16 protein-coding genes and 1 riboswitch are annotated in these 22,256 nt (G+C 60.2%); of the genes, 9 read left to right on the forward strand and 7 right to left on the reverse strand.

Going from position 1 to position 22,256, the window contains the following annotated elements; translation table 11 throughout:
- Positions 1-60 precede the first annotated feature (60 nt).
- A complete protein-coding gene (gene tig, locus AGR1_RS05460; protein WP_080790647.1) occupies positions 61-1,539 on the forward strand; it encodes a trigger factor in 1,479 nt (492 codons plus the stop codon).
- A gap of 132 nt (positions 1,540-1,671) precedes the next feature.
- On the opposite strand, the gene AGR1_RS05465 is transcribed toward tig, so the two are convergent.
- Positions 1,672-2,661: a carbon-nitrogen hydrolase family protein gene (locus AGR1_RS05465; protein ID WP_149146381.1), complete on the reverse strand. Its 990-nt coding sequence runs from the start codon at positions 2,659-2,661 to the stop codon at positions 1,672-1,674.
- 439 nt (positions 2,662-3,100) lie between these two features.
- Here AGR1_RS05465 and AGR1_RS05470 point away from each other — a divergent pair, with 439 nt between their 5' ends.
- Positions 3,101-3,751 carry a hypothetical protein gene (locus tag AGR1_RS05470; RefSeq protein WP_149146382.1) on the forward strand — a complete coding sequence of 217 codons (651 nt, stop codon included), beginning with the start codon at positions 3,101-3,103 and terminating at the stop codon, positions 3,749-3,751.
- A gap of 251 nt (positions 3,752-4,002) precedes the next feature.
- Here the strand turns inward: AGR1_RS05470 and sthA are convergent, their stop codons facing one another.
- From sthA to AGR1_RS05485, 3 genes are all read right to left on the reverse strand, one after another.
- Complete coding sequence (gene sthA / locus AGR1_RS05475) at positions 4,003-5,406, reverse strand: Si-specific NAD(P)(+) transhydrogenase (protein ID WP_080792927.1); 1,404 nt, start codon at positions 5,404-5,406, stop codon at positions 4,003-4,005.
- A gap of 755 nt (positions 5,407-6,161) precedes the next feature.
- Positions 6,162-6,695 carry a DUF1003 domain-containing protein gene (locus AGR1_RS05480; RefSeq protein ID WP_187772050.1) on the reverse strand — a complete coding sequence of 178 codons (534 nt, stop codon included), beginning with the start codon at positions 6,693-6,695 and terminating at the stop codon, positions 6,162-6,164.
- Between the two features lie 118 nt (positions 6,696-6,813).
- Entirely contained in the window at positions 6,814-8,754 is a 1,941-nt protein-coding gene (locus AGR1_RS05485; RefSeq protein ID WP_187772051.1) for an LTA synthase family protein, read from the reverse strand.
- Positions 8,755-8,976: 222 nt separating this feature from the next.
- On the opposite strand from AGR1_RS05485, the gene AGR1_RS05490 reads away from it, so the two are divergent.
- The 3 genes from AGR1_RS05490 to bluB all read left to right on the forward strand — a co-directional run bounded on the left by AGR1_RS05490 (position 8,977) and on the right by bluB (position 12,655).
- Complete coding sequence (locus AGR1_RS05490; RefSeq protein ID WP_149146383.1) at positions 8,977-10,656, forward strand: NAD+ synthase; 1,680 nt, start codon at positions 8,977-8,979, stop codon at positions 10,654-10,656.
- Positions 10,657-10,779: 123 nt separating this feature from the next.
- The gene (locus AGR1_RS05495; RefSeq protein ID WP_149146384.1) at positions 10,780-11,610 is read left to right on the forward strand and encodes a TolB family protein; all 831 of its coding nucleotides are present in this window, start codon (positions 10,780-10,782) and stop codon (positions 11,608-11,610) included.
- 66 nt (positions 11,611-11,676) lie between these two features.
- Positions 11,677-11,862: riboswitch (cobalamin riboswitch) on the forward strand.
- A gap of 76 nt (positions 11,863-11,938) precedes the next feature.
- The gene (bluB, locus tag AGR1_RS05500; protein WP_149146385.1) at positions 11,939-12,655 is read left to right on the forward strand and encodes a 5,6-dimethylbenzimidazole synthase; all 717 of its coding nucleotides are present in this window, start codon (positions 11,939-11,941) and stop codon (positions 12,653-12,655) included.
- A 209-nt stretch (positions 12,656-12,864) separates the two neighbouring features.
- On the opposite strand, the gene AGR1_RS05505 is transcribed toward bluB, so the two are convergent.
- Together AGR1_RS05505 and AGR1_RS05510 are read right to left on the reverse strand one after the other, a co-directional pair.
- Complete coding sequence (locus AGR1_RS05505) at positions 12,865-13,965, reverse strand: DUF2865 domain-containing protein (RefSeq protein ID WP_187772052.1); 1,101 nt, start codon at positions 13,963-13,965, stop codon at positions 12,865-12,867.
- A gap of 135 nt (positions 13,966-14,100) precedes the next feature.
- On the reverse strand, positions 14,101-16,416 hold the full coding sequence (locus AGR1_RS05510) for an NADP-dependent malic enzyme (protein ID WP_080790654.1): 2,316 nt from the start codon (positions 16,414-16,416) through the stop codon (positions 14,101-14,103).
- 228 nt (positions 16,417-16,644) lie between these two features.
- Here AGR1_RS05510 and AGR1_RS05515 point away from each other — a divergent pair, with 228 nt between their 5' ends.
- Complete coding sequence (locus AGR1_RS05515; RefSeq protein WP_187772053.1) at positions 16,645-17,484, forward strand: UDP-2,3-diacylglucosamine diphosphatase; 840 nt, start codon at positions 16,645-16,647, stop codon at positions 17,482-17,484.
- Positions 17,485-17,733: 249 nt separating this feature from the next.
- On the opposite strand, the gene dgcA is transcribed toward AGR1_RS05515, so the two are convergent.
- Entirely contained in the window at positions 17,734-18,717 is a 984-nt protein-coding gene (gene dgcA / locus AGR1_RS05520) for an N-acetyl-D-Glu racemase DgcA (protein WP_149146387.1), read from the reverse strand.
- Between the two features lie 143 nt (positions 18,718-18,860).
- Here dgcA and AGR1_RS05525 point away from each other — a divergent pair, with 143 nt between their 5' ends.
- From AGR1_RS05525 to AGR1_RS05535, 3 genes are read left to right on the forward strand one after another with little or no spacing between them, the layout of a single operon-like run.
- A complete protein-coding gene (locus AGR1_RS05525) occupies positions 18,861-20,021 on the forward strand; it encodes an ABC transporter permease (RefSeq protein ID WP_080790656.1) in 1,161 nt (386 codons plus the stop codon).
- A 10-nt stretch (positions 20,022-20,031) separates the two neighbouring features.
- Positions 20,032-20,868: an ABC transporter ATP-binding protein gene (locus tag AGR1_RS05530; RefSeq protein WP_149146388.1), complete on the forward strand. Its 837-nt coding sequence runs from the start codon at positions 20,032-20,034 to the stop codon at positions 20,866-20,868.
- 8 nt (positions 20,869-20,876) lie between these two features.
- Positions 20,877-22,247 carry an MlaD family protein gene (locus tag AGR1_RS05535; RefSeq protein WP_149146389.1) on the forward strand — a complete coding sequence of 457 codons (1,371 nt, stop codon included), beginning with the start codon at positions 20,877-20,879 and terminating at the stop codon, positions 22,245-22,247.
- Positions 22,248-22,256 lie beyond the last annotated feature (9 nt).

Here is a 22,256-nt window from a genome sequence, read left to right on the forward strand (position 1 = left end):
GCTCGAAAGTAAACCAACGGCTGTCTGAGCACCGCCGCCATGATGTGAAGGTTTGAGAAAATGCAGGTTATCGAAACGCTCGCTGAAGGGCTGAAGCGCGAACTCAAGGTCGTTATTCCGGCTGCCGACATGAAGGCCCGTTTGGACGAGCGCCTCGTCGACGCCAAGGACAAGGTTCGCATCAACGGTTTCCGTCCCGGCAAGGTGCCTGTTGGCCACCTGAAGAAGATGTACGGCAAGTCCATCATGGCTGACCTCGTCAACGAGCTGGTTCGTGAAAAGCCGACCGAAATCCTCTCCAGCCGTGGCGAAAAGTCTGCAACGCAGCCTGCAATCTCCATGACCGAAGACGAGCAGGAAGCTGAAAAGATCCTGTCGGCTGAATCCGATTTCGAATTCACCGTTGCCTACGAAATCATTCCGGCCATCGAACTGAAGGCCAATGACGGCATCAAGGTTACCCGCGAAGTTGTTGAAGTCTCCGAAGACGAAATCAACGAGCAGATCCTCAAGATCGCTGAAAGCGCCCGCACCTACGAGACCAAGAAGGGCAAGGCCGCTGAAGGCGACCGCGTCACCATGAACTATCTCGGCAAGGTTGACGGCGTTGCTTTCGACGGTGGCGCTGCTGAAGATGCCGAACTGGTTCTCGGTTCGGGCCGCTTCATCCCCGGCTTCGAAGACCAGCTGGTTGGCGTCAAGGCCGGCGACGAAAAGACCATCACCGTGACGTTCCCGGCCGATTACCCGGCTGCAAACCTCGCAGGCAAGGAAGCCAACTTCGACATCACCGTCAAGGAAGTCGCTGCCGCTGCCGCCGTTGAAATCAACGATGAACTGGCTGAAAAGCTCGGTCTCGAATCGGCTGAAAAGCTGAAGGAAATCGTCAAGGGCCAGATCGAAAGCCAGTACGGCAACGTCACCCGCCAGAAGGTCAAGCGCCAGATCCTCGACCAGCTGGACGAAATGTACAAGTTCGACACGCCGGCTGGTCTGGTTGATGCCGAGTTCGACAACATCTGGCGCCAGATCAACACCGATCTCGCCCAGTCCGGCAAGACCTTCGCTGACGAAGACACGACCGAAGAAGAAGCCCGCGAAGAATATCGCAAGCTTGCTGAACGTCGCGTCCGCCTTGGCCTCGTCCTCTCCGAAATCGGCGAAAAGGCCGGTGTTGAAGTGACCGAAGAAGAAATGCAGCGCGCGCTGTTCCAGCAGCTGCAGCAGTTCCCGGGCCAGCAGAAGGAAATCCTTGATTTCTTCCGCAACACCCCCGGCGCTTCCGCTTCGCTGCGCGCTCCGATCTTCGAAGAAAAGGTCATCGACAAGCTGCTCACCGAAATCTCGGTAACGGACAAGACCGTTTCCAAGGAAGAGCTGCTGGCTGACGACGGCGAAGAAGCCACGGAAACCAAGAAGAAGGCTCCGGCCAAGAAAAAGGCTGCTGCCAAGGCTGACGACGCCGCTGAAGGCGAAGAAGCCGCTCCGAAGAAGAAGGCTCCAGCCAAGAAGAAGGCCGCTGAAGGCGACGCCGAATAATCTTGCTTGGTGCGAGCTGATTGAATGGAAGGCCGTGGCGAAAGCTGCGGCCTTTTTGTTTGATTATGGATGCGATGTGTTCGACCTTGAATCGGGTGGCCAGCGGCACAATCAGCGCCACCGGCCGCTATGCTAGAACTGGTTTCGGCTATCGCTTCTTGGATCGTTATCTACCTGGTGAGGGGCATATAGGTCGGTACGCGCTTTTTGCCGCCATGGTCGGGCGGGATGTTCTCGATTGATGATGACGTCTGCCACCGCAATAGCCGGTAAACCATTTATCGGGCATTGAGCCGCCCATTGACCATCCGGCGCTGCTATTGCCGATGGGGCGCCGGGACTTTGGGTGGCAAGTGTGGAATAGCTGGCCCAGTAGGTATTGCTCGCTGCATGACCCAATATCTCGGCGGCAAACGCGGAGGCATTTGAAGCGTCTTCGCCTGCGGTAGAAAACAGCATGCAATCAACATTGAGCTTCTCATATTCCATGAATATTTCCGGATAATGCGCCTCCATGCCAAGCGCGCAACCGAAGCGGAACCCATCGACGTCGAACGTCACCGGGAGATGTCCCGGCGAGTACATGAACGAGATTTTGGTTTTCGACAACAGACGCTCATCATAGCGGGTTATGAGCGTCCCACGATCTGAGATGACGTACAGGCTGTTATATGGTCTGTGCGGCGGCGTCAGTCGATGGACGGCACCGAGAACCGTCCAGAGTTTCAGCTTGCGCGCCAGTTTTCTGGTTGCCTCCAGTTCTTTGCGCAGAGTTTCCCATTCAAAGCGTGTCCAGTCGGAAGGGCCGATTTCTCGCGGACCAGTCTCTGACATGATCCGTTTATGCGGCCAGCAGGTTGCGCCTTCAGGGAAGTGTATGAGACGTGCGCCAGCATGATGAGCATCGTTCATAAGACGGCGTATTTCCTGTCCGCAGGTTTTTAGGGCGGAGACGTCCCGAGGATCGTTGAACAAGGATGTTTGCGCGACCGCCACTCGTATTGAGTTGCTCAAAGGAGCGTCCGGTACTCTGCGAATATGTTGAAGGGCGGCTGTATAAGATTCGCCGGTTTTGGCTGCGCGCGCTCTTACACGCCGTTTTAGATTGCTATTTTGCGTCATTGTCAGGCCTTTCACGTCCCGGACGCAGTTCCCCAGCAACCCGCCCGAAACGATCGGACCAAAACAATTGCCTGAGACAATAGTCCCTTTGCCTCCATTGAAGACCCTGCTGGGGAAGGTCGTGGAGGTTAGGCGCAGGCGACGCAGTAACAAATATCAGTTGGAAGACGCCGATTCGTCAAGCGGTTGGGATAGCTGGCCATGTGAAGCTTTCCGATCACAATGCAGTGCAGCATGGCTTTTTGCTGCATCTGCTCTTGTTCATCTCCCGTTCATCTGGCACCGTGCGCAGCATGATTTGCCCCGGCCGCTGCATGCGGTCGTTTGGGCATTATGTGCTGCTCTTGCGCGGCCTCGTCGCTGCCAACCATTGGCCTTAAGCTTTTACCGTGCCTGCCGGGTTCTCCCGGCGCGCCCTTAATTTGCCAGGGGACAAGATATGTCGCCACGAACGGGTTTTACCCTCCTGTTGTCTCTTTTCACCGCCACTGGCACCGCGGCCCATGCCGATGAGGCCGGGCTGATCTGGAAGCCGGTCAAGAATTCAGACCGTTCCTATACGGCGCGCATCGGCGCCAAGCTGCCGGTAGATACGCCGATCCGGGCGGGGCTCGAAATGGGCATGAGCGCGTCTAAGGGTGGGCAGCTGGTGGATACGCCGGTGCGGCTATGGGGCAACGTCACGCTGCTCGCCGAACAGTTGCCTGGCGTTTCCCTGGCCCGTGATGTCGGCGTCATTTTCAATGCGCTGACGGGTTCGAGCAGTATCTCCGTGACCTCGCAGCAGAAGCGCATCGTCACGCCGGAACTGGATATCGAGGCGAACCGCAATTTCACCGTGCGTTATGACGGCACGGCGCAGCAATGGAACGGGCTGGATGTATCGCAGTCGCTGCGCCTTTCTCGGTCCGAAACCGGCACGGCCTTTGTGCTGACCGGGGCAAGCCGCAACAGTTTCAACGAGTTCAGCAGCGGCGTGGCGGTGGAGCAGAAACTGGGCGATCACCTGACTGTGCGCGGGACGCTGGATCAGGGTTATGCGGACCATTTCCGGCCAGGCGTGAGTGCGCGGTATAGTATTCGCTGGTGAGGGGCGCTGCCTTCGCACCGTTAATCGACAGGTTAGACAGTCTTTTTGACGCGCCAACTCTCTTCCGTCATGCCGGACTTGATCCGGCATCCAGCCACGGCGCGTCTGCGCCGTGAAAGGACTTTCTCGCGATCAGGACTTGATCGCGCTGGATCCCGGCTCAAGGCCGGGATGACGAGGTGGGGTGCCATGCTTTCTCAAAAAGCCGACGACGGAGACGCCGCCGTCTCAACCGCCGCCTCGGTGCAACCTCAATCCTTCTTCATCTCACCCATCCGGTTCCACGCATCGAGCCCTGCAATCTTGTAGGCCTCGGCCAGCGTCGGATAGTTGAACGTATTCTCGACGAAATATTCCACCGTGCCTTTGAGATTCAGCACCGCCTGGCCGATATGCACCAGTTCGGTGGCGCCTTCGCCGACGATGTGGACGCCGAGCAGGCGGCGGGTTTTCAGCGAGAAGATCATCTTCAAGAGGCCGCTGTCGAGGCCCATGATGTGACCGCGCGAGGTTTCGCGGAAATGGGCGATGCCGCATTCATAGGGAATGCCGCGTTCGATGACTTCTTCTTCCGTCAGGCCGCAGGTGGAGATTTCCGGTACGGCATAGATGCCATAGGGGAAGAATTGCGGCGGTTCGCCGGCCGGTGCGCCGACGGCATGGCGGGCGGCGATGCGGCCCTGTTCCATGGAGGTGGAGGCAAGGCTCGGGAAACCGATGATGTCGCCGGCGGCATAGATGTTCGGCACCGAGGTCTGGAATGTCTCGGGATCGACTTTCAGGCGGCCGCGGCTGTCGGCTTCCAGCCCGCAGGCGGAAAGGTTGAGCGTATCGGTGGCGCCGACGCGACCGGCGGCGAAGAGTACCGTCTCGGCTTTGAGGACACGGCCGTTGCCGAGCGAGACGAGGCATTTGCCGCTCTCGTCGCGTTCCACCTTTTCCGCCTTCTGGCCGAAAATCAGTTTCATATTGCGGTCGCGCAGCTGATAGGTGAAGTCCTCGACGATTTCCTTGTCGATGAATTCGAGCATGGTTTCACGTGGCTCCACCACCGTCACCTGCGTATCGAGCGCGCTGAAGATCGTCGCATATTCGATGCCGATGACGCCGGCGCCAACGACGATCATGGAGCGCGGCAGTTCCTTGATTTCTAGAATCTCGTCCGAATCGAGCACCGCTTCGCCATCGAAGGGAATATGCGGCGGCCGGTAGGGGCGGGTGCCGATGGTCAGCAGGATGGAGGTGGCGGTGACAGTCATGATCTCGCCGTCGTTCTTCACCACCTTCATGGTGTTGGCGTCGATGAAGCTTGCCGTGCCGCGAATGTGCTGCACGCGGTTGCGGGCGAACTGGTGTTCCAGCACTTCCACTTCGTGATCCAGCGTGATGAGCAGGCGACGGCGAAGGTCTTCCGCGTCGATCTCCTGCTTGACGCGATAGGCGCGGCCGTAAAATCCGCGCTCGCGCCAGCCGGTGAGGTTGAGCGCGGTTTCGCGCAGGGTTTTGGACGGAATGGTGCCGGTATGCACCGAAACGCCGCCGACGCGGCTGCCCTTCTCGATGACCAGAACCCTCTTTTCGAGCTTGGCGGCCTGAATGGCGGCCCGTCTTCCCGCCGGACCGCTGCCGACAACAATCAGATCGAACTGGTGCATGAAAAACCCCGGAATAAGATGTATTGCGATACCGGATGTCGCATCCGGCGTGGCGTCGTCGCGAAATGGTCCTGACGCCATTTTGACGGTGGGGAGTGATTCCCTGTCAGCCTTGCCCGCTAGAGTGCAATGCAACAAACGCCTGCGTCAATCTGTAGCGTAAGAATCTGACGGATTCGTAACTGGGTGGGGATTTTCGGGAGGTTGTGTGATTCACAGCGGGGAGGGGTGCGTGGGGCTTACCCCCCTCTGCCCTGCCGGGCATCTCCCCCTCAAGGGGGGAGATCGACCCAAGGCCAGGCCTCGGCCATCTCGACAGTTGAGAATGAAGCGCCGACAAAGCGTCTTGCCGATCTCCCCCCTTGAGGGGGAGATGCCCGGCAGGGCAGAGGGGGGTAAGCCACACCTACTTCCGTCCACTTTTTCCGAACATGCCCTAAACACCCAACACCTTCATCCCGCACGGCGCTGCCGAACGGGTGATCGCTAGAGGGGTCGGGCGATTGCCCGGCTGCGCTTCATGTGAGGTTGGTGTTTGTCGGATGCGTTGCGCAGCCGGGTCTTTCACCATGCCGTATCTCGCAAGGGCCGTGCACGGCGGCCTTGCGAAATGGTCCTTTCCACGAACGTTGCCAGCGTTCCACCACCAGGACCGTCCTTCGGTTTGCGCCACGTCTGGCACCCACCCGGCAGGACTGCGTTCACTTTAACAGCGGGTCGCGGGGCGGGGAAAAGCGGGGATGATTTTTCCGGTGTCAGTCGTCTTTGCTGGTGACGTGGTGATGGAGTGCGGCGATGTCCTGCCGCAGTGCTGCCAGTTCGGCAAGTACTTTGACATCGATCTTTTCATGCAGGGACAGAACCTCGAGCTCGGCCTTCAGGTTCACCTCATAATCCTTGGCGGCCTCGAAACGGTCGCGGGCGGCCTGGCGGTTCTGCGACATCATGATGATCGGCGCCTGAATGGCTGCCAGCATGGAGAGCAGCAGGTTAAGGAAGATGAAGGGGTAGGGATCGAAAGCGCGAGTGGTCAAAATGATGGTGTTGATTACCGCCCAGAAGATCAGGAAAAAGCAGAAACCGAGGATGAAACCCCAGGAGCCGCCGACCTTGGCGATATTGTCGGCCAGCCTGTCGCCGAAACTCGCGCCAGCGGAGAATTCCGCATTGATGTCGCTCGAAACAAGCTTCTTTTCGTGCGACAGTTCCAGAATGTGCCGCTCCACTTCGCCGATTTCGCGAGAGGAGCGCTTGAAATGCGAAACGATATAGTCGGAGATATCTGACACGGTGTGTCTCCGGTTCTGATGGAGCGCTGCGGATGTTATCCCGAAATAAACCCGCATGATGGCGGAATTCAAACGATTTCCACCGCCATGCGGTTCAGGCGTCCCTCGCCGAAAACCATCAGACCGATGGCGCCCCCTCGTGCAGCCAGTTGAAACCGGGGAAGAAGCGTTCGCGGCCATATTGCTGGCCGAACATCATGTCGAATTGCAGCATCCTGTAATCGCGCACTACCTCGGGAACGGCGTTCGGGGCAATCGACCAGTCGGGCAGGGCCTTGCCGTCGGCCGTCACCAGCATATGCCGGTCGACGACGGAAAAGGCCTGCTGCACCTCGCCGAGCGTGCCGGTATAAAACGGATCGGAGAAGCCGGCGGTCTTCAGCACATGATAAGGCAAAAGCGCCGGGCTGATGGTGCCGATATTCTTGCGCACGCCCTTTTTTGAGGACCAGACGACGAGCGGTGTCTCGTGTTCCTTCTTCATCACCTCCAGCGGCGCGCGACGGCTGGCCACCATGCCCGGCATGTAACCGCTTTCCACAAAGGTCTGGCCGAGCGGCGGCAGGTGATCGCCGAAGAGGACGATGATGGTTTCCCGGTCGCGCTTCTTCGCCCAGCGCATCAGTTTCAGCAGCGCTTCGTCAGCTTCCGCCACCCCTTGAGAATAGGTGGCGAGCGCCTGCGAGGCCGAGGCGGAGAGGTCGCCTTCGACGCCAATCGTGTTTTTTGCGTAACGGGTCGCCTCATAGGGACCATGTCCCTGAAGGGTGACGGCGAAGAGGAAGAGCGGGTTCTGCGCCTTTTCGGCCGTCGCCATGATCTCGTCCATCAGCGCATCGTCGGAGGCAAAGTTGCCGCGTTTTTCCATGGCCGGCAGCGTCTCTTCGGAGCGGAATTCCTCGAAGCCGAAATTCGCATAGATCTGCTTGCGGTTCCAGAACCATTCCTGGAAGGGATGCATGGCGATGGCGGAATAACCTTCGCCACGGAAAAAACTGGCGAGCGAGGGCACCGGGCGACGGATATATTGCTGATAGGGAATGCTGCCATAGGGCAGGAAGGCGTTGGAGAAGCCGGTCAGCGCCTCGAATTCCACATTTGCCGTCATACCGCCAAATTCCGGGGAAAAAACATTGCCGGACCGTTTGGCGCGGATCGTCGGCATGGGATCGTCGGAGAGCTTCACATTTTCCAGTCGCGTCGGATCCCACAGCGATTCGCTCATCAGCATGATGACATCGGGGTAATCGCCCTTGTTGGCGGCGAAGGCGGCGGGCTCTGATGTCAGGTCGGCAATGGCGTTTTCGCCGTAACCCTGCGGCGCCGACACATTGGCCATCGGAATATTGAAGGCGAAGGCCATCAGGAAGCCGTTATGGCGGTAATTTTCCTGCTGATCCCACATCATGGGAATGATGTTGAGGCGATCGCGCACCCAGGAATAATGCGAATAGTCCATAAGTGAGGCAAGGCCGGCAAGAAGCGGCAGCGCCAGCGCGAGACCAGCGGCGCGTTCGCGCCAGCTCAAGCCCGGCGAGTGGCGGCGCGCCAGCAGCCAGAGGCCCGTAAGTGCCGCAATCGTGGCAAAGATGCCAAGGGAGACGAGGGCTGCCGTCATCGGCTGGGCCTTCAGCATGGTCGGCAAAAGCTCGAGGATCTGGCGGCCGAACAAGAGGTCGGATGGATAAAGAGGATCGGAGAGATAGGTCTGTTTCTGCGCGGAAATCAGCCCCGTCAGCGCGCAGAGCGGCGCAAGCGCGATCAGCGACAGGTAACGCCTGCCAAGAAGTGCATCCAGCGCCACGAGGAGGGCGAGCACGGCGGCAATGGTGGTCATTCCGGGGCGGGCGGAGGAGGTGAGGAAAGCGCCGACATCGGTGAGCGAGCCGCGCGCGATCCACTCCAGCGCCACGACCAGCACGACGGACGCGACCGTCAGATTGGCAAGCGGATAGGCGATGCCCGAAAGCTTGGAAAGGCTCCTTGTCCATGCAGGCGAAAAGACGAAACCAGCCTTTTCGGAAGCCGTTGTTTTTGGCGCCGAATGTTTCAAACCCATACTCCGGTATTGCAGGCGGCACGACCGATCCGGGCAGGTGAATCGGGTGTCGCAAAAGTGTCATGTAACTGTCACATAAGCGCGATGAACGCGACATGAACTTTGAAGAGTCTGGCCGGTGCGGCGATAACCTTAGCGTGAAGGCGTGCGGCCGAAGCGTAACGGACGCCGCCATGCAATTGCCGCGTTGCGGAGCGGCCACGGGCGCGGTATTGAAAAGCCATGAGCGACAGACACGATATAGAGAACCATCTCCGGATTGCCGTCGGGCAGTTCAATCCCACCGTTGGCGACGTGGCGGGCAATCTCGCCAAGGCGCGCGAGGCAAGGGCCGATGCGGCGACGCAGGGCGCCGATCTTCTGCTTCTGACGGAGCTGTTCATATCCGGCTATCCGCCGGAAGACCTGGTGCTGAAGCCGGCTTTCCTGAAAGCATGCCTGAAAGCGGTGGAAGAGCTGGCGGCGGAGACCGCCGATGGCGGGCCGGGCGTGGTCATCGGTTTTCCGCGCCAGGGCGAGACGGGCCGGCACAATTCCGTGGCGCTGCTGGATGGCGGCAAGATCGTTGCGCTGCGCGACAAGATAGACCTGCCGAATTACGGCGAGTTCGACGAGAAGCGGGTTTTCTCTGAGGGGTCGATTTCCGGGCCTTATAATTTCCGCGGTGTCCGGATCGGCATTCCGATCTGCGAGGAAATCTGGAACGATATGGGCGTGTGCGAAACACTCGCCGAAAGCGGCGCGGAAATCCTGCTGGTGCCGAACGGTTCGCCCTATTATCGCGGCAAGCTGGATGTGCGCCATCAGGTGGCGCTGCGGCAGGTTATCGAAAGCGGTCTGCCTCTCGTCTTCGCCAACCAGTTGGGCGGGCAGGACGAACTGGTGTTCGACGGCGCGAGTTTCGCCTTTAATGCCGACAAGACGCTTGCCTTCCAGATGAGCCAGTTCGAGGCCACGCTTGCCGTTACCGACTGGAAACGCACGGCGGATGGCTGGCGTTGCGAAAGCGGGCCTTTCTCGAAGATTCCCGAAGGCCAGGAGGCGGATTACCGCGCCTGCATGCTGGGCTTCCGCGACTACGTCAACAAGAACGGCTTCAAAAGCGTGGTTCTGGGCCTTTCTGGCGGCATCGATTCGGCGATCTGCGCCGCCCTTGCCGTCGATGCGCTGGGTGAGGAGCGGGTGCGCTGCATCATGCTGCCCTACCGTTACACCTCGGAAGAATCGCTGAAAGACGCCGCCGATTGCGCCAGGGCGCTCGGTTGCCGTTACGATATCGTGCCGATCGTCGAGCCGGTGGAAGGCTTTCTCTCGGCGCTGTCAGAACTTTTCGAAGGCACCGAAGAGGGCATTACCGAGGAAAACCTGCAGAGCCGCACACGCGGCACCATCCTCATGGCGGTCTCTAACAAGTTCGGCTCGATGGTGGTGACGACCGGCAACAAGTCCGAGATGTCAGTGGGGTACGCCACGCTTTATGGCGACATGAACGGCGGTTTCAACCCGATCAAGGACCTCTACAAGATGCAGGTCTACGCCATTTCCGCCTGGCGCAACGCCCACGTGCCGCCTGGCGCGCTCGGCCCTTCCGGCGAGGTGATCCCCGCCAATATCCTTTCCAAGGCCCCGTCGGCCGAATTGCGCCCCAACCAGACCGACCAGGATTCGCTGCCGCCCTATCCGGTGCTGGACGATATTCTGGAATGCCTTGTCGAGAAGGAAATGTCGGTCGAGGAAATTCTGGCCCGCGGCCATGATGTGGCCACCGTGCACCGGGTGGAGCATCTGCTTTACCTTGCCGAATACAAGCGCCGGCAATCGGCTCCGGGGGTGAAGATCACCAAGAAGAATTTTGGGCGCGACCGGCGTTATCCGATTACCAACCGGTTCCGCGACAGGTGACTGTTTGGCAGACGGGCTGTTTGCCATGCGGCCATGGGATCATAATCGCTGTATGGCGGACGCAAACGGAATTTGCGTACCGCTCAACGCCGATCCAGATCTAGGACGGGCCCGGGAGGCAACATGCGCAGTTCCATAGAAATCTTCAACATCCGCAACAGGCAGGTGCGGGTGGTGTGGCAGACGCCGGAGCTGTTCGAAGCGCCGAACTGGTCGCCGGATGGCAAATATCTGCTGCTGAACAGCGAAGGGTCGCTCTATCGCCTGTCCCCATTTGGTGATGCTTCGCCGGAGAAGGTCGACACCGGTTTTGCCACTCAGTGCAATAACGATCACGGCATCTCTCCGGATGGATCGCTCTATGCCATTTCCGATAAGGTCGAGTTCGGCAAGAGTGCGATCTATCTGCTGCCATCGGCGGGCGGTGCGCCGACGCTGATGACGAAGAACCTTCCTTCCTACTGGCATGGCTGGGCACCGGATGGGAAAGGTTTCGCCTATTGCGGCATTCGCGATCAGGTCTTCGACATCTATTCCATGGATATTGCAAGCGGCGTCGAGACGCGGTTGACCCATGGCGAGGGCCGCAATGACGGGCCGGATTATTCGCCTGACGGCGCGTGGATCTATTTCAATTCCAGCCGCACGGGGCGGATGCAGATCTGGCGGGTACGGGTGGATGGTTCCGCCGTCGAGCGCATCACCGACAGTGCCTATGGCGACTGGTTTCCGCATCCGTCTCCTCGAGGGGACAAGGTGGTGTTCATTTCCTATGAAGGCGACGTTTTCGACCATCCGCGCGATCTCGATGTGCGGGTGCGGTTGATGGATATGGATGGCGGTAATGTCGAAACGCTGTTTGATCTTTTTGGCGGGCAGGGAACGATGAACTCGCCCAACTGGTCGCCGGATGGAGACGAGTTCGCCTATGTCAGGTATTTTCCGGTGCAGTGATGGGGGCAGAGGCATGCCACATTGCCGCATCGCCAGCCGGATACTTGCATTCGCAAGGTTTTTTGCCCATAGCTTCCTCTGTCAGGTGCCTGCCTTTGCGGCGGGAGAATCGGGAATCCGGTGAAAGACCGGAACGTGCCCAGCGCTGTGAGGCGGACGCTCTTTTTTTTAAAAGCCACTGAAGCAATTCGGGAAGGCGAAAAGGGCGGATGAAGCCTAGTCAGAAGACCGGCCTGACGAAATGGACCGAACCGCGCGGACGGCGGCAGGTTGTTGTCGAGGCGGGGTGCGCAATTGCGCCCGGCCTTCGCATTGTTGGGGATAAACGATGCCAGCCGATCCATCCGTGAGCAATCCGCCCGGGGTCAATTCGTTCGATCACGCGCTCTCTCCCGCCCGCCCGTTTTCGGGTGAGGAACGCGAGGCGATTTATCGCGCCATCGAGACCCGTCGTGATGTGCGCGACCAGTTCCTGCCGGAGGCGCTTCCGGACGATCTGGTGGAGCGTCTTTTGAAGGCGGCCCATTCCGCGCCCTCGGTCGGTTTCATGCAGCCGTGGAATTTCACGCTTATCACCGACGCCGCCGTGCGCGAGGCTGCATGGGAAGCCTTCAGCCGCGCCAATGAGGAGGCGGCTGCTATGTTCGAAGGCGAGCAGCAGGCGCTTTATCGCAGCCTCAAGCTTGAAGGCATCCGCAAGGCACCGCTCAGCATCTGCGTCACCTGCGATCCGACGCGCGGCGGCAAGGTGGTGCTGGGCCGCACCCATAATCCACGTACGGATGTCTATTCCACCGTCTGCGCCATCCAAAACCTGTGGCTCGCCGCCCGCGCCGAAGGGATTGGCGTCGGCTGGGTCAGCATTTTCCACGATAGCGACATTCGCGCCATTCTCGGCATTCCCGAGCATATCGAGATCGTCGCCTGGCTGTGCCTCGGGCGGGTTGATGCGCTCTACACCGAGCCGGAACTGGCGGTGAAGGGCTGGAGGCAGCGCGTGCCGCTGGAGGAGCTTGTGTTTCGTAACCGCTGGGGTGGGCGGTGAGGCAGATAAAAGTTCTGCGAGGTAAGCCGGAGCGTTGCTGCGTGTTTCTTCTCCCGAGGGGGAGAAGATGGCCCGAAGGGTCAGATGAGGGGGCAAGCTCTCCGCATATCTCTACCGTAGCCCCCTCATCCCGCTGCCGCGGACTTCTCCCCGGCGGGGAGAAGAAACAAGGGGCACGCGCTCGCCCCATTCCGCGCGCAGAAGAGATTTCACTGCTGCGGCTGGATACCCTTCAGCGCCGGGTTCTTCAGGTCGATCTTGCCGGTCTGGTCCGGCAGGAATTTGGGTCCGATGACACGCACTTTCGCATCGTTCGGGTCATAGTCGCGCTCAGGAACGGGTTGCTCCGGCGGCTTTGCGGCCTGCTGCTCGGCGGGCTTTGGGGCCTTGTCACCTTGCGGCGATGGAATGGTGGTGATGCTGGAATAGGGCTTTCCGGCTTCCGGCCGGGACGCCTGTTCCTGCTTCTGCATCTCCTCATGATAGGCGGCCATGTTGCAGGCGCAGCCGGGTGCTTTCACTGACGAATTGCGGTAGGCGAAGGCGGTCGGCAGGTCCTTGTAGGGTTTGCCGGTTTCAGCGGAAACCATGTCTGCTGTTTCCTGATCCGTCATGGAGTGGAAATAGAGCTCCGTCTCCGTTCCCGGGCACATTTTCTGGCATTGTTCGGCCTGGGCGCGGAAATCGAGCGGCGAGGCGTCGGAGGCGATCGGGAAAAACGACCCGTCGCAGGTGCGCACGCAGAGTGTGCGAAGCCCGCCCTCGGCGGCGGCGTTGGGATAGGGGGAAAGGCCGGCCTGTCCCGGCTCAATGCCATTCTGACGGAAGGCATCTGGATAACGGGTCACATCGGGAGCCTGCGGCGGCGGCATGTCCGTTTCCGGCATCGTGCTGCAGCCATTGGCATCGAGGGCGGCGAGAATGCGCTGGCGTCTGACGTCGCCATCATCATTGCGAGCCACCGCCATGGCCTCATTGCGGTCGCGGATGATCGCGTCACGTTCGGCTTCGGCATCCACCAGCGCATCGCCGATTTCGGCGCAAAGGCCGGCATTGGGATTGCCGTAGACGATGACGCTGCCCGATGAGCAGCCATAGCTGCGCATGTCGTTCCTGATCTTGCGGATGACGATGTTCTGACGCGCAAGCGCATTGGCGTAACGCCGCACCTCCGCCGTATTGCCGATGATGCGCGGCGGCTCTCGCAGCTGCCCATAAAGCGTATCGCATACCTGGTCCGCGAAAGCGGCGGCAGGGGCCATGAAAACAAGGGGAAGCAGGAGGCCGATGATGCGGCTGCGGCGGGTCAATTGTCGATCCGTTCGATGTCCCCGGCCAGTGGCAGGGGTGTTATGCTTCAGGAAATTCGTGTTTCAGGAAGATAACATAAGCTGTTGCCGCAATGCGGCAACAGTCTGTTCAAAATTGCGTTAATGCGGCCTCTATTACACCGAAGGATGCGAGGCCTGCACCACGGCAAAGGCCGCCATGTTGACGACGCCGCGCGAGGTGACGCTGGGCGACAGGATATGGGCGGGCAGGGCCGTGCCGAGCAGGATCGGGCCGACATGCAGGCCTTCCGTCAAGGTGCGGGTGACGCCGAGCGTGATGTTGGCGGCATCGAGGTTCGGGAAGACAAGGAGGTTCGCCTCTCCCGTCAGCACGCTGTTCGGCATGGCGCGTTTGCGCAGCGCTTCAGACAGCGCCGAGCCGCCCTGCATTTCGCCGTCGACTTCCAGTTCCGGTGCGGCTTCCTGCACGATCTTCAGGGCGCGGCGCATCTTGCGGGCGCTTTCGGAATCGCGCGAGCCGAAGTTGGAATGGCTGGCGAGCGCAATCTTCGGCGTGATGCCGAAGCGGCGGATTTCCTTGGCCGCGAGAATGGCCATTTCCGCCACTTCCTCGGAGGTCGGGTCATAGTTCACAAAAGTATCGGTGAGGAAGAGCGCACCCTGCTGGGTGATGAGCAGGCTGAGGCCCGCGAAGGAACGCACGCCTTCCTGCTTGCCGATGATCTGGTTCACGTCGCGCAGATGGCGGTCGTAACGGCCTTCGAGGCCGCAGATCAGCGCATCGGCTTCGCCGCGCTTGACGGAAAGCGCACCAATGACGGTCGTGTTGGTGCGCACGATGGTGCGCGCCGCTTCCGGGTTGATGCCGACGCGGCCGACAAGGGCGAAATAATCATCCACGTATTCACGGTAGCGCGGATCGTCTTCCGGGTTGACCACGGCGAAATCCGTATGCGGGCGGATGCGCAGGCCGAAGCGCTTCAGGCGCGTTTCGATGATCTGCGGACGGCCGATGAGGATCGGGACTCCGGTGCCTTCTTCCAGAAGCACCTGGGCGGCGCGCAGCACGCGTTCGTCTTCGCCTTCCGCAAAGATGATGCGCTTCTTTTCGGCGGCCTTGGCGGCGTTGAAGACCGGCTTCATGATGAAGCCTGATCGCCAGACGAAACGGTTCAGCTGGTCGAGATAGGCTTCGAAATCGGTGATCGGCCGGGCGGCGACACCGCTTGCGGCGGCGGCACGGGCGACCGCAGGGGCGATGCGCAGGATGAGGCGCGGATCAAAGGGCGAGGGGATGAGGTAGGTTGGGCCGAAGATCGGCGTTTCGCCGCTATAGGCCTTGGCGGCCACTTCGGAGACTTCCTCACGCGCGAGTTCGGCGATGGCCTGCACGGCGGCCATCTTCATTTCCTCGTTGATCGTGGTTGCGCCGCAATCCAGCGCGCCGCGGAAGATATAGGGGAAGCAAAGGACGTTGTTGACCTGGTTCGGGAAATCCGAACGGCCGGTGCAGATCATCGCATCCGGACGGGCAGCACGCGCCGCTTCCGGCATAATTTCCGGATTGGGGTTGGCAAGCGCCAGGATCAGCGGGTTTTCCGCCATGCGCTCGAGCAGTTCCGGCTTCAGCACGCCGGCGGCGGAAAGGCCGAGGAAGACATCCGCGCCGTCGATGGTTTCGGCCAGAACGCGCTTGTCAGTCTTCTGGGCGTAAACTTCCTTCCACTCGTCCATCAGCGTGTTGCGGCCGTCATAAACGAGGCCCTCGATGTCGTGGACCCAGATGTTTTCCTTCTTCGCGCCCATGGCGACGAGCAGGTTGAGGCAGGCAAGTGCTGCCGCACCGGCGCCCGAGGCAACGATCTTGACGCTGGACAGAGACTTTCCGGCCAGTTCCAGAGCGTTGGTGACGGCGGCGGCGACGATGATCGCGGTGCCGTGCTGATCGTCGTGGAAGACCGGAATGTTCATCTTTTCGCGCAGCTGGCGTTCCACCTCGAAACATTCCGGCGCCTTGATGTCCTCAAGGTTGATGCCGCCGAAGGTGGGCTCCAGCGCTGCGATGGTGGAGACCATGTCGTTGATGCCGGGTGCGTCGATCTCGATATCGAACACGTCGATGCCGGCGAATTTCTTGAAGAGCACGGCCTTGCCTTCCATCACGGGCTTGGAGGCGAGCGGGCCGATATTGCCAAGGCCAAGCACCGCCGTGCCGTTGGAAATCACCGCAACGAGATTGGCGCGGGCGGTATATTCCGCCGCCATCTCCGGGTTCTCATGAATGGCAAGGCAGGGCGCGGCAACGCCGGGCGAATAGGCGAGCGCCAGATCGCGCTGGTTGCCGAGCGGTTTGGTGGCCTGGATTTCCAGCTTGCCGGGGCGCGGGTAGCGGTGGAAAAAGAGCGCCTGTTCCTCGATGTCGGCCTTTGCCGTGTTGGCGGGCGTGTTGTTCTTATCGTGAGAGGTCATTCTTCCACCGTCATGTCTGGTTCAATTCCGGCCCCCTGAATACAACAAACTTCCCCGTGGTACAGCCGTTATTTACCGCCCCCTTATGCAAATGCGGGCATGGCTTATTCGCGTTTTCGTGAAGGCTTTAGTCATATTCCCTATAAAAACCGACGTCTGTCATGTTGCTGAAACACGAGTCTGGTTCTGAGAGGGAAGAAAGCCGCAGGGACGCAACCGAACAGGGGGATGAAATCCGTGGCCGGTCAAATCGAAACCAGACAGTTCAGAACGCTTTTCATTTCGGATGTTCATCTCGGCTCCAAGGCGGCCAAGACGGATTATCTGCTCGACTTCCTGAAATACCACGAAGCCGAAACGATCATTCTCGTCGGCGACATCGTCGACGGCTGGCGTCTGCGCCGCAGCTGGTACTGGCCACAGGGCTGCAACGACGTGGTGCAGAAGCTTCTGCGCAAGGCCCGCAAGGGCACCCGCATCGTCTATATTCCCGGCAATCATGATGAATTCCTGCGGGAGTTTCCGGGCATGCATTTCGGCGGCATCGAGGTGGCCGAGCGCATGATCCACGAGGCGGCCGACGGCAAGAAATATCTGGTCATCCATGGCGACGAGTTCGACGTGGTGGTGCGCAACGCCCGCCTGCTCGCCTATCTCGGCGACTGGGCCTATGACGCGGCGATCGCCATCAACATCGCCCTTGCCGCGGTGCGCCGCCGCATCGGCCTGCCTTACTGGTCGTTCTCGGCCTGGGCCAAGCTGCAGGTCAAACACGCGGTCAACTTCATCGGCGAATTCCAGCGCGTGGTGGCCGAAGAGGCGCGGCGCAACAATGTCGATGGCGTGATCTGTGGCCACATTCACCATGCTGTGATGGAAGACATGGACGGCATCCGCTACATCAACACCGGCGACTGGGTGGAAAGCTGCACGGCGATTGCCGAAAATGCCGATGGCAGCTTCGAGCTGATCACCTGGATGCAGACGAGCGACGTTACCGCCGAACAGGCATCGGACGAGATGGAGCCGGTGGATATTCCCGGGCTGATTGGCAAGCATGCGGCCTGAGTTGGGGCGCTTGGCTTTAACGCAAATTATCGTCGGATACTTGAGATCGGCGGTCTTATAGTGAACGAGCGGTTGCCACGTGCTTCTTCTCCCCGGCGGGGAGAAGGTCGCGGCAGCGGGATGATGGGGCAAGCTCTCCGAAATCCGTCAACGTTACCCCCTCATCCGACCCTTCGGGCCACCTTCTCCCCGGCGGGGAGAAGAAACAAGCGGCGACGTTGCGCCTGATCTGGCTTTGATTTCCGGAGCTTACCCCCACAATTCCGGCCGCGCCGGATAAACCAGCGATCCTTCATAAACCAGCCCAGGCTCCCGGTCCTCAGCCAACAATAGCGGCCCGTCGAGATCGGCGAAGGCCGTGCCCTGAGCCGCCAGCACGGCGGGCGCCATGCCGAGCGAGGTGCCGAGCATGCAGCCGACCATGATGGTGAAGCCGAGCCGTTCCGCTTCCGCTTTCATGACAAGCGCTTCGGTCAGGCCGCCGGTCTTGTCGAGCTTGATGTTGATCGCATCGTAACGGTCGCGCAGGCCTGCGAGGTCCCTGGTGGAATGCACGCTTTCATCGGCGCAGATCAGCACGGGATGGTCGATGCGGGCGAGGATGGCGTCCTTGCCGGCGGGTAGCGGCTGCTCGATGAGCGATATTTCCAGCTCTGCCGCAAGCCGCAGATAATATTCGATATTATAGTCATTCCAGCCCTCATTGGCATCGATGATGATGCGCGCTTCGGGTGCGGCGGCGCGCACGGCCCTTAGACGCGCCTCGTCATCCGCCGTGCCGGTTTTGATCTTCAGCAGCGGGCGGCCTGCGTTTTCCGCCGTTTTCGCGGCCATGGTCTCGGGGTCGGCAAGCGAGATGGTGTAGGCGGTGATGAGCGGCTTTGCCGCCTGTCCAAGGATGCGCGCGGCAACAGTTTTGCCGCTGATCTTGGCCTCGAGGTCCCATAGCGCGCAATCGACCGCATTGCGGGCGGCACCGGGTTGCATCGCCTGCTGTAGTTCCTGTCGTGTCACGCCGCCGGCGATCTGCTCCGCCATCGCCTCGATATCGGCGATGACGCCCTCGATGCTTTCGCCATAACGCGGATAGGGCACACATTCACCTCTGCCGGTAAAGGAACCATCGCGGATGGTGCACGTTACGACATCCGCATGCGTGCGGGTGCCGCGTGAAATGGTGAAGCTGCCAGCCACGGGGAAACGTTCTGTTGTGGCTTGAAGGTAACGGGGCATGTTTTTTCACTTCCTAACGGGCGTCAAAAGACACATGACGCCAAATTTATCGCGAATTGTCGGCCGTCACTGTGGCTTGCCGAAGGCCAAACCGTTATGAAACCATTAAGAATCTCGTGACGGCTGCACTCGCTCGGAGCATTATGCAAGAACAGGACACACGGCAACAGGCGAACCCGGCCGCAATTACCGCAGACGATAACGTCTCCGGCGGCGGCGTGCGTTTTGCCATGAGCGGTTCCTGGCGCAACAGCAATCTCGCCGGTGTTTTCTCCAGTCTTGAAAAGATCGAAAAGAGCAAATCCGCCGGCCCGGTGGAAATCGATCTTTCTTCCGTCGAGGCCATCGATACGACTGGCGCATGGATCATCCAGCGCCTGCGCAGGGACCTGGAGGCAAATGGCGCCACCGTCACCGTGACGGGCAATGACCGTATCGAAGAGGTTATCGGCCAATTGCCTGAAAAGGTGGAGATGGAGGGCGCGGCCGCTGCGAAGGCGGGGCTTGCCGAACGTATTTTTGCGCCTGTCGGCAAGGCCGTCGTGCAGAACGGCGCGGATTTTCTGGCGGGCATGTATATTCTAGGCTCCGCCGTGCGCGGCGCGCAGATGAAGCTCGGGCGCGGGCGCGGCGTTTCGCCGGCGGCCATCGTCAACCAGATCGACCATATGGGCGTGCGCGCCGTGCCGATCATCATGCTGATGTCGTTCCTGATCGGCGCGATCATCGCCCAGCAGGGCGCGTTCCAGCTTCGTTATTTCGGTGCGGAAGTCTTCGTTGTCGATCTCGTCGGCATTCTGCAATTGCGCGAAATCGGTGTGCTTCTGACCGCGATCATGATCGCCGGCCGTTCCGGCAGCGCGATCACGGCGGAAATCGGCTCGATGAAGATGCGCGAGGAAATCGACGCGCTGAAGGTGATCGGCCTCAACCCCGTGGGCGTTTTGGTGTTTCCGCGGCTGGTGGCGCTCACCATCGCGCTGCCGCTTTTGACCATTCTTGCCAATTTCGCCGCCCTGTTTGGCGCCGCCATCGTGGCGCTGCTCTATTCCGGCATCACGTTTGAGGTGTTCCTGTCGCGCCTGCATGGCGCTGTCGAGGAGTCGACCATTGCGGCCGGCATGATCAAGGCGCCGTTCATGGCGCTCATCATCGGCATCGTCGCGGCGGTGGAGGGCATGAAAGTGGGCGGTTCGGCGGAATCGCTTGGCAAGCACGTCACCTCGTCGGTGGTGAAGTCGATTTTCGTCGTCATTCTGGTCGATGGTCTTTTCGCCATCTTTTACGCAGCCATCGATTTTTAGGGAGGGCGCGTTGGAAACACTGGACCAGAAGCCGCAAGAGAGGAAAACCGTAAAGGACGGCCGGGAGGCGGTGCTCTCCGTGGAGGGCGTGACTGTCGGTTTCAACGGCAGAAACGTGCTGGAGAATCTCGATCTCGACGTCTATCGCGGAGAAATCCTTGGCTTCATCGGCCCTTCCGGCGCGGGAAAATCCGTGCTGATGCGCGCTATCCTGCGGCTTTTGCCGCGGCAGGCGGGCACGATCCGAATTCTCGGCGCCGATTACGACAAGGCGAGTGAAGATGACCGCATGATGCTCGACCAGCGGCTCGGCGTGCTGTTCCAGCAGGGCGCATTGTTTTCCGGCCTGACGGTGAAGGAAAACATCCAGTTGCCGATGCGCGAATATCTGGACCTGCCAAAGAAGCTGATGGACGAGCTCGCCTACCTCAAGATCGAGATGGTGGGGTTGAAGCCCGATTCGGGCGACAAGTACCCATCCGAGCTTTCCGGCGGCATGATCAAGCGCGCAGCCCTTGCAAGGGCGCTGTCGCTCGATCCCGATCTCGTCTTTCTCGATGAGCCGACATCCGGCCTCGATCCCATCGGGGCGGCGGAATTTGATATGCTGATTGCGCGCTTGCGCGATTCGCTTGGCCTGACCGTCTATATGGTGACGCACGACCTCGACAGCCTCTTCTCCGTCTGCGACCGCATTGCGGTGCTGGGCCAGAAGAAGGTTCTGGTAGAAGGGACATTGCAGGACATGTTTGCCTGCGACGACCCGTGGGTGCAGTCCTATTTCCGCGGCAAACGGGCGCGCTCTGTCGTTCTTCCGGACGGCAGACACGAAAATCCGGTGGAGTAACAAGAAGCATGGAAACCAAGGCGAACTACACCATAGTCGGAATTTTCACGCTGATCGTGATCGCCGCCGCATTCGGCTTCGTTTACTGGATGGCCGAGTTTGGTCGCGGCGGCCCGACGGCGCAGCTGATCGTGCGTATTCCCGGCTCCGCGAACGGCCTTTCCGTCGGCTCTCCCGTGCGCTTCAACGGTATTCCGGTGGGTACCGTACGCGGTCTTGCTATTGACCGCGACGACCCGGCTTACTCAATCGCATTCACGGAAGTGCAGGCCGATGCGCCGGTTTTCCCGTCCACGCGCGCTGTGCTTGAAATTCAGGGCCTGACGGGCGCCGCCTATATCGAGCTTTCCGGCGGCAACAAGGATGGCGAGCGTATTCTGCAGAAAGCCGTTGAAAGCGGTGTTCCGGCCGAGTTGACGGCCGACCTTTCCAGCGTCACCAACCTGCTTGCTACCGCCGATAAAATCCTGAAACGCGCCGATGGCGCCATCGGCGAATTGCAGGGTTTCGTGCAGGATGCGCGTGGTCCGTTGACGCAGACGGTGCGCAACGCCGAGAAATTCTCCGATGCGCTGGCGGCCAATTCGGATGGTATAAAGAATTTCATTGCAAGCTTGAGTTCGCTGTCCACGACGGTGCAATCCGTCTCGGTGCGGCTCGACGGTACGCTCACCGCAGTCGAGGATCTGGTGAAGGCGGTCGACGCCGGCAAGATCGATTCCATCCTGTCGAATGTCGACAAGGTGACGAAGGATGTTGCTTCCGCTTCCAGCGATATTCAGGGTATCATGGAAACCGTGCAGAGCACGGCACGCAATTTCGAGGCGGCGAGCACGGAAGTGCAGACGGTCGTGAAGCGCGCGGATGAGCTTCTGGCGTCGGTCGATCCCGCCAAGGTCAGCACCGTGGTGGGCGATGTTTCCGCAGCGACAGCCGATGCGCGTGACGCCGTGGCGAACTTCAAGCGGATTGCCGACGATGTCGGCGCCCGCCGCGCCGATATCGACCAGGCGGTTTCCGACTTTACCGAAATGGGCCGCAAGTTGAACCTTGCCTCCAGCCGCGTCGATGGCATTCTCGCCAAGGTGGACGGCATGCTCGGCACGGATGACGCCAATTCGCTGTTTGCCAAGGCGCGCGAGACGCTGACCTCCTTCAAGGCGGTGGCCGACAATCTCAATGCCCGCATCGGGCCGATTGCAGACAACCTGACCCGTTTCTCCAGCTCCGGCCTGAAAGATTTCCAGGCGCTGATCGGCAGCACGCGACAGACGGTCGACAATCTCAACAACGCCATCACCAATATTGACCGCGATCCGCAGCGGTTGATCTTCGGCGGCGAAACCGTGAAACAATATGACGGCAGAACAAGGCGCTAAGAGGGGTAT

This window comes from Agrobacterium sp. B1(2019), from assembly GCF_008274755.1.
GTDB classification, from domain to species: Bacteria; Pseudomonadota; Alphaproteobacteria; order Rhizobiales; family Rhizobiaceae; genus Agrobacterium; species Agrobacterium salinitolerans.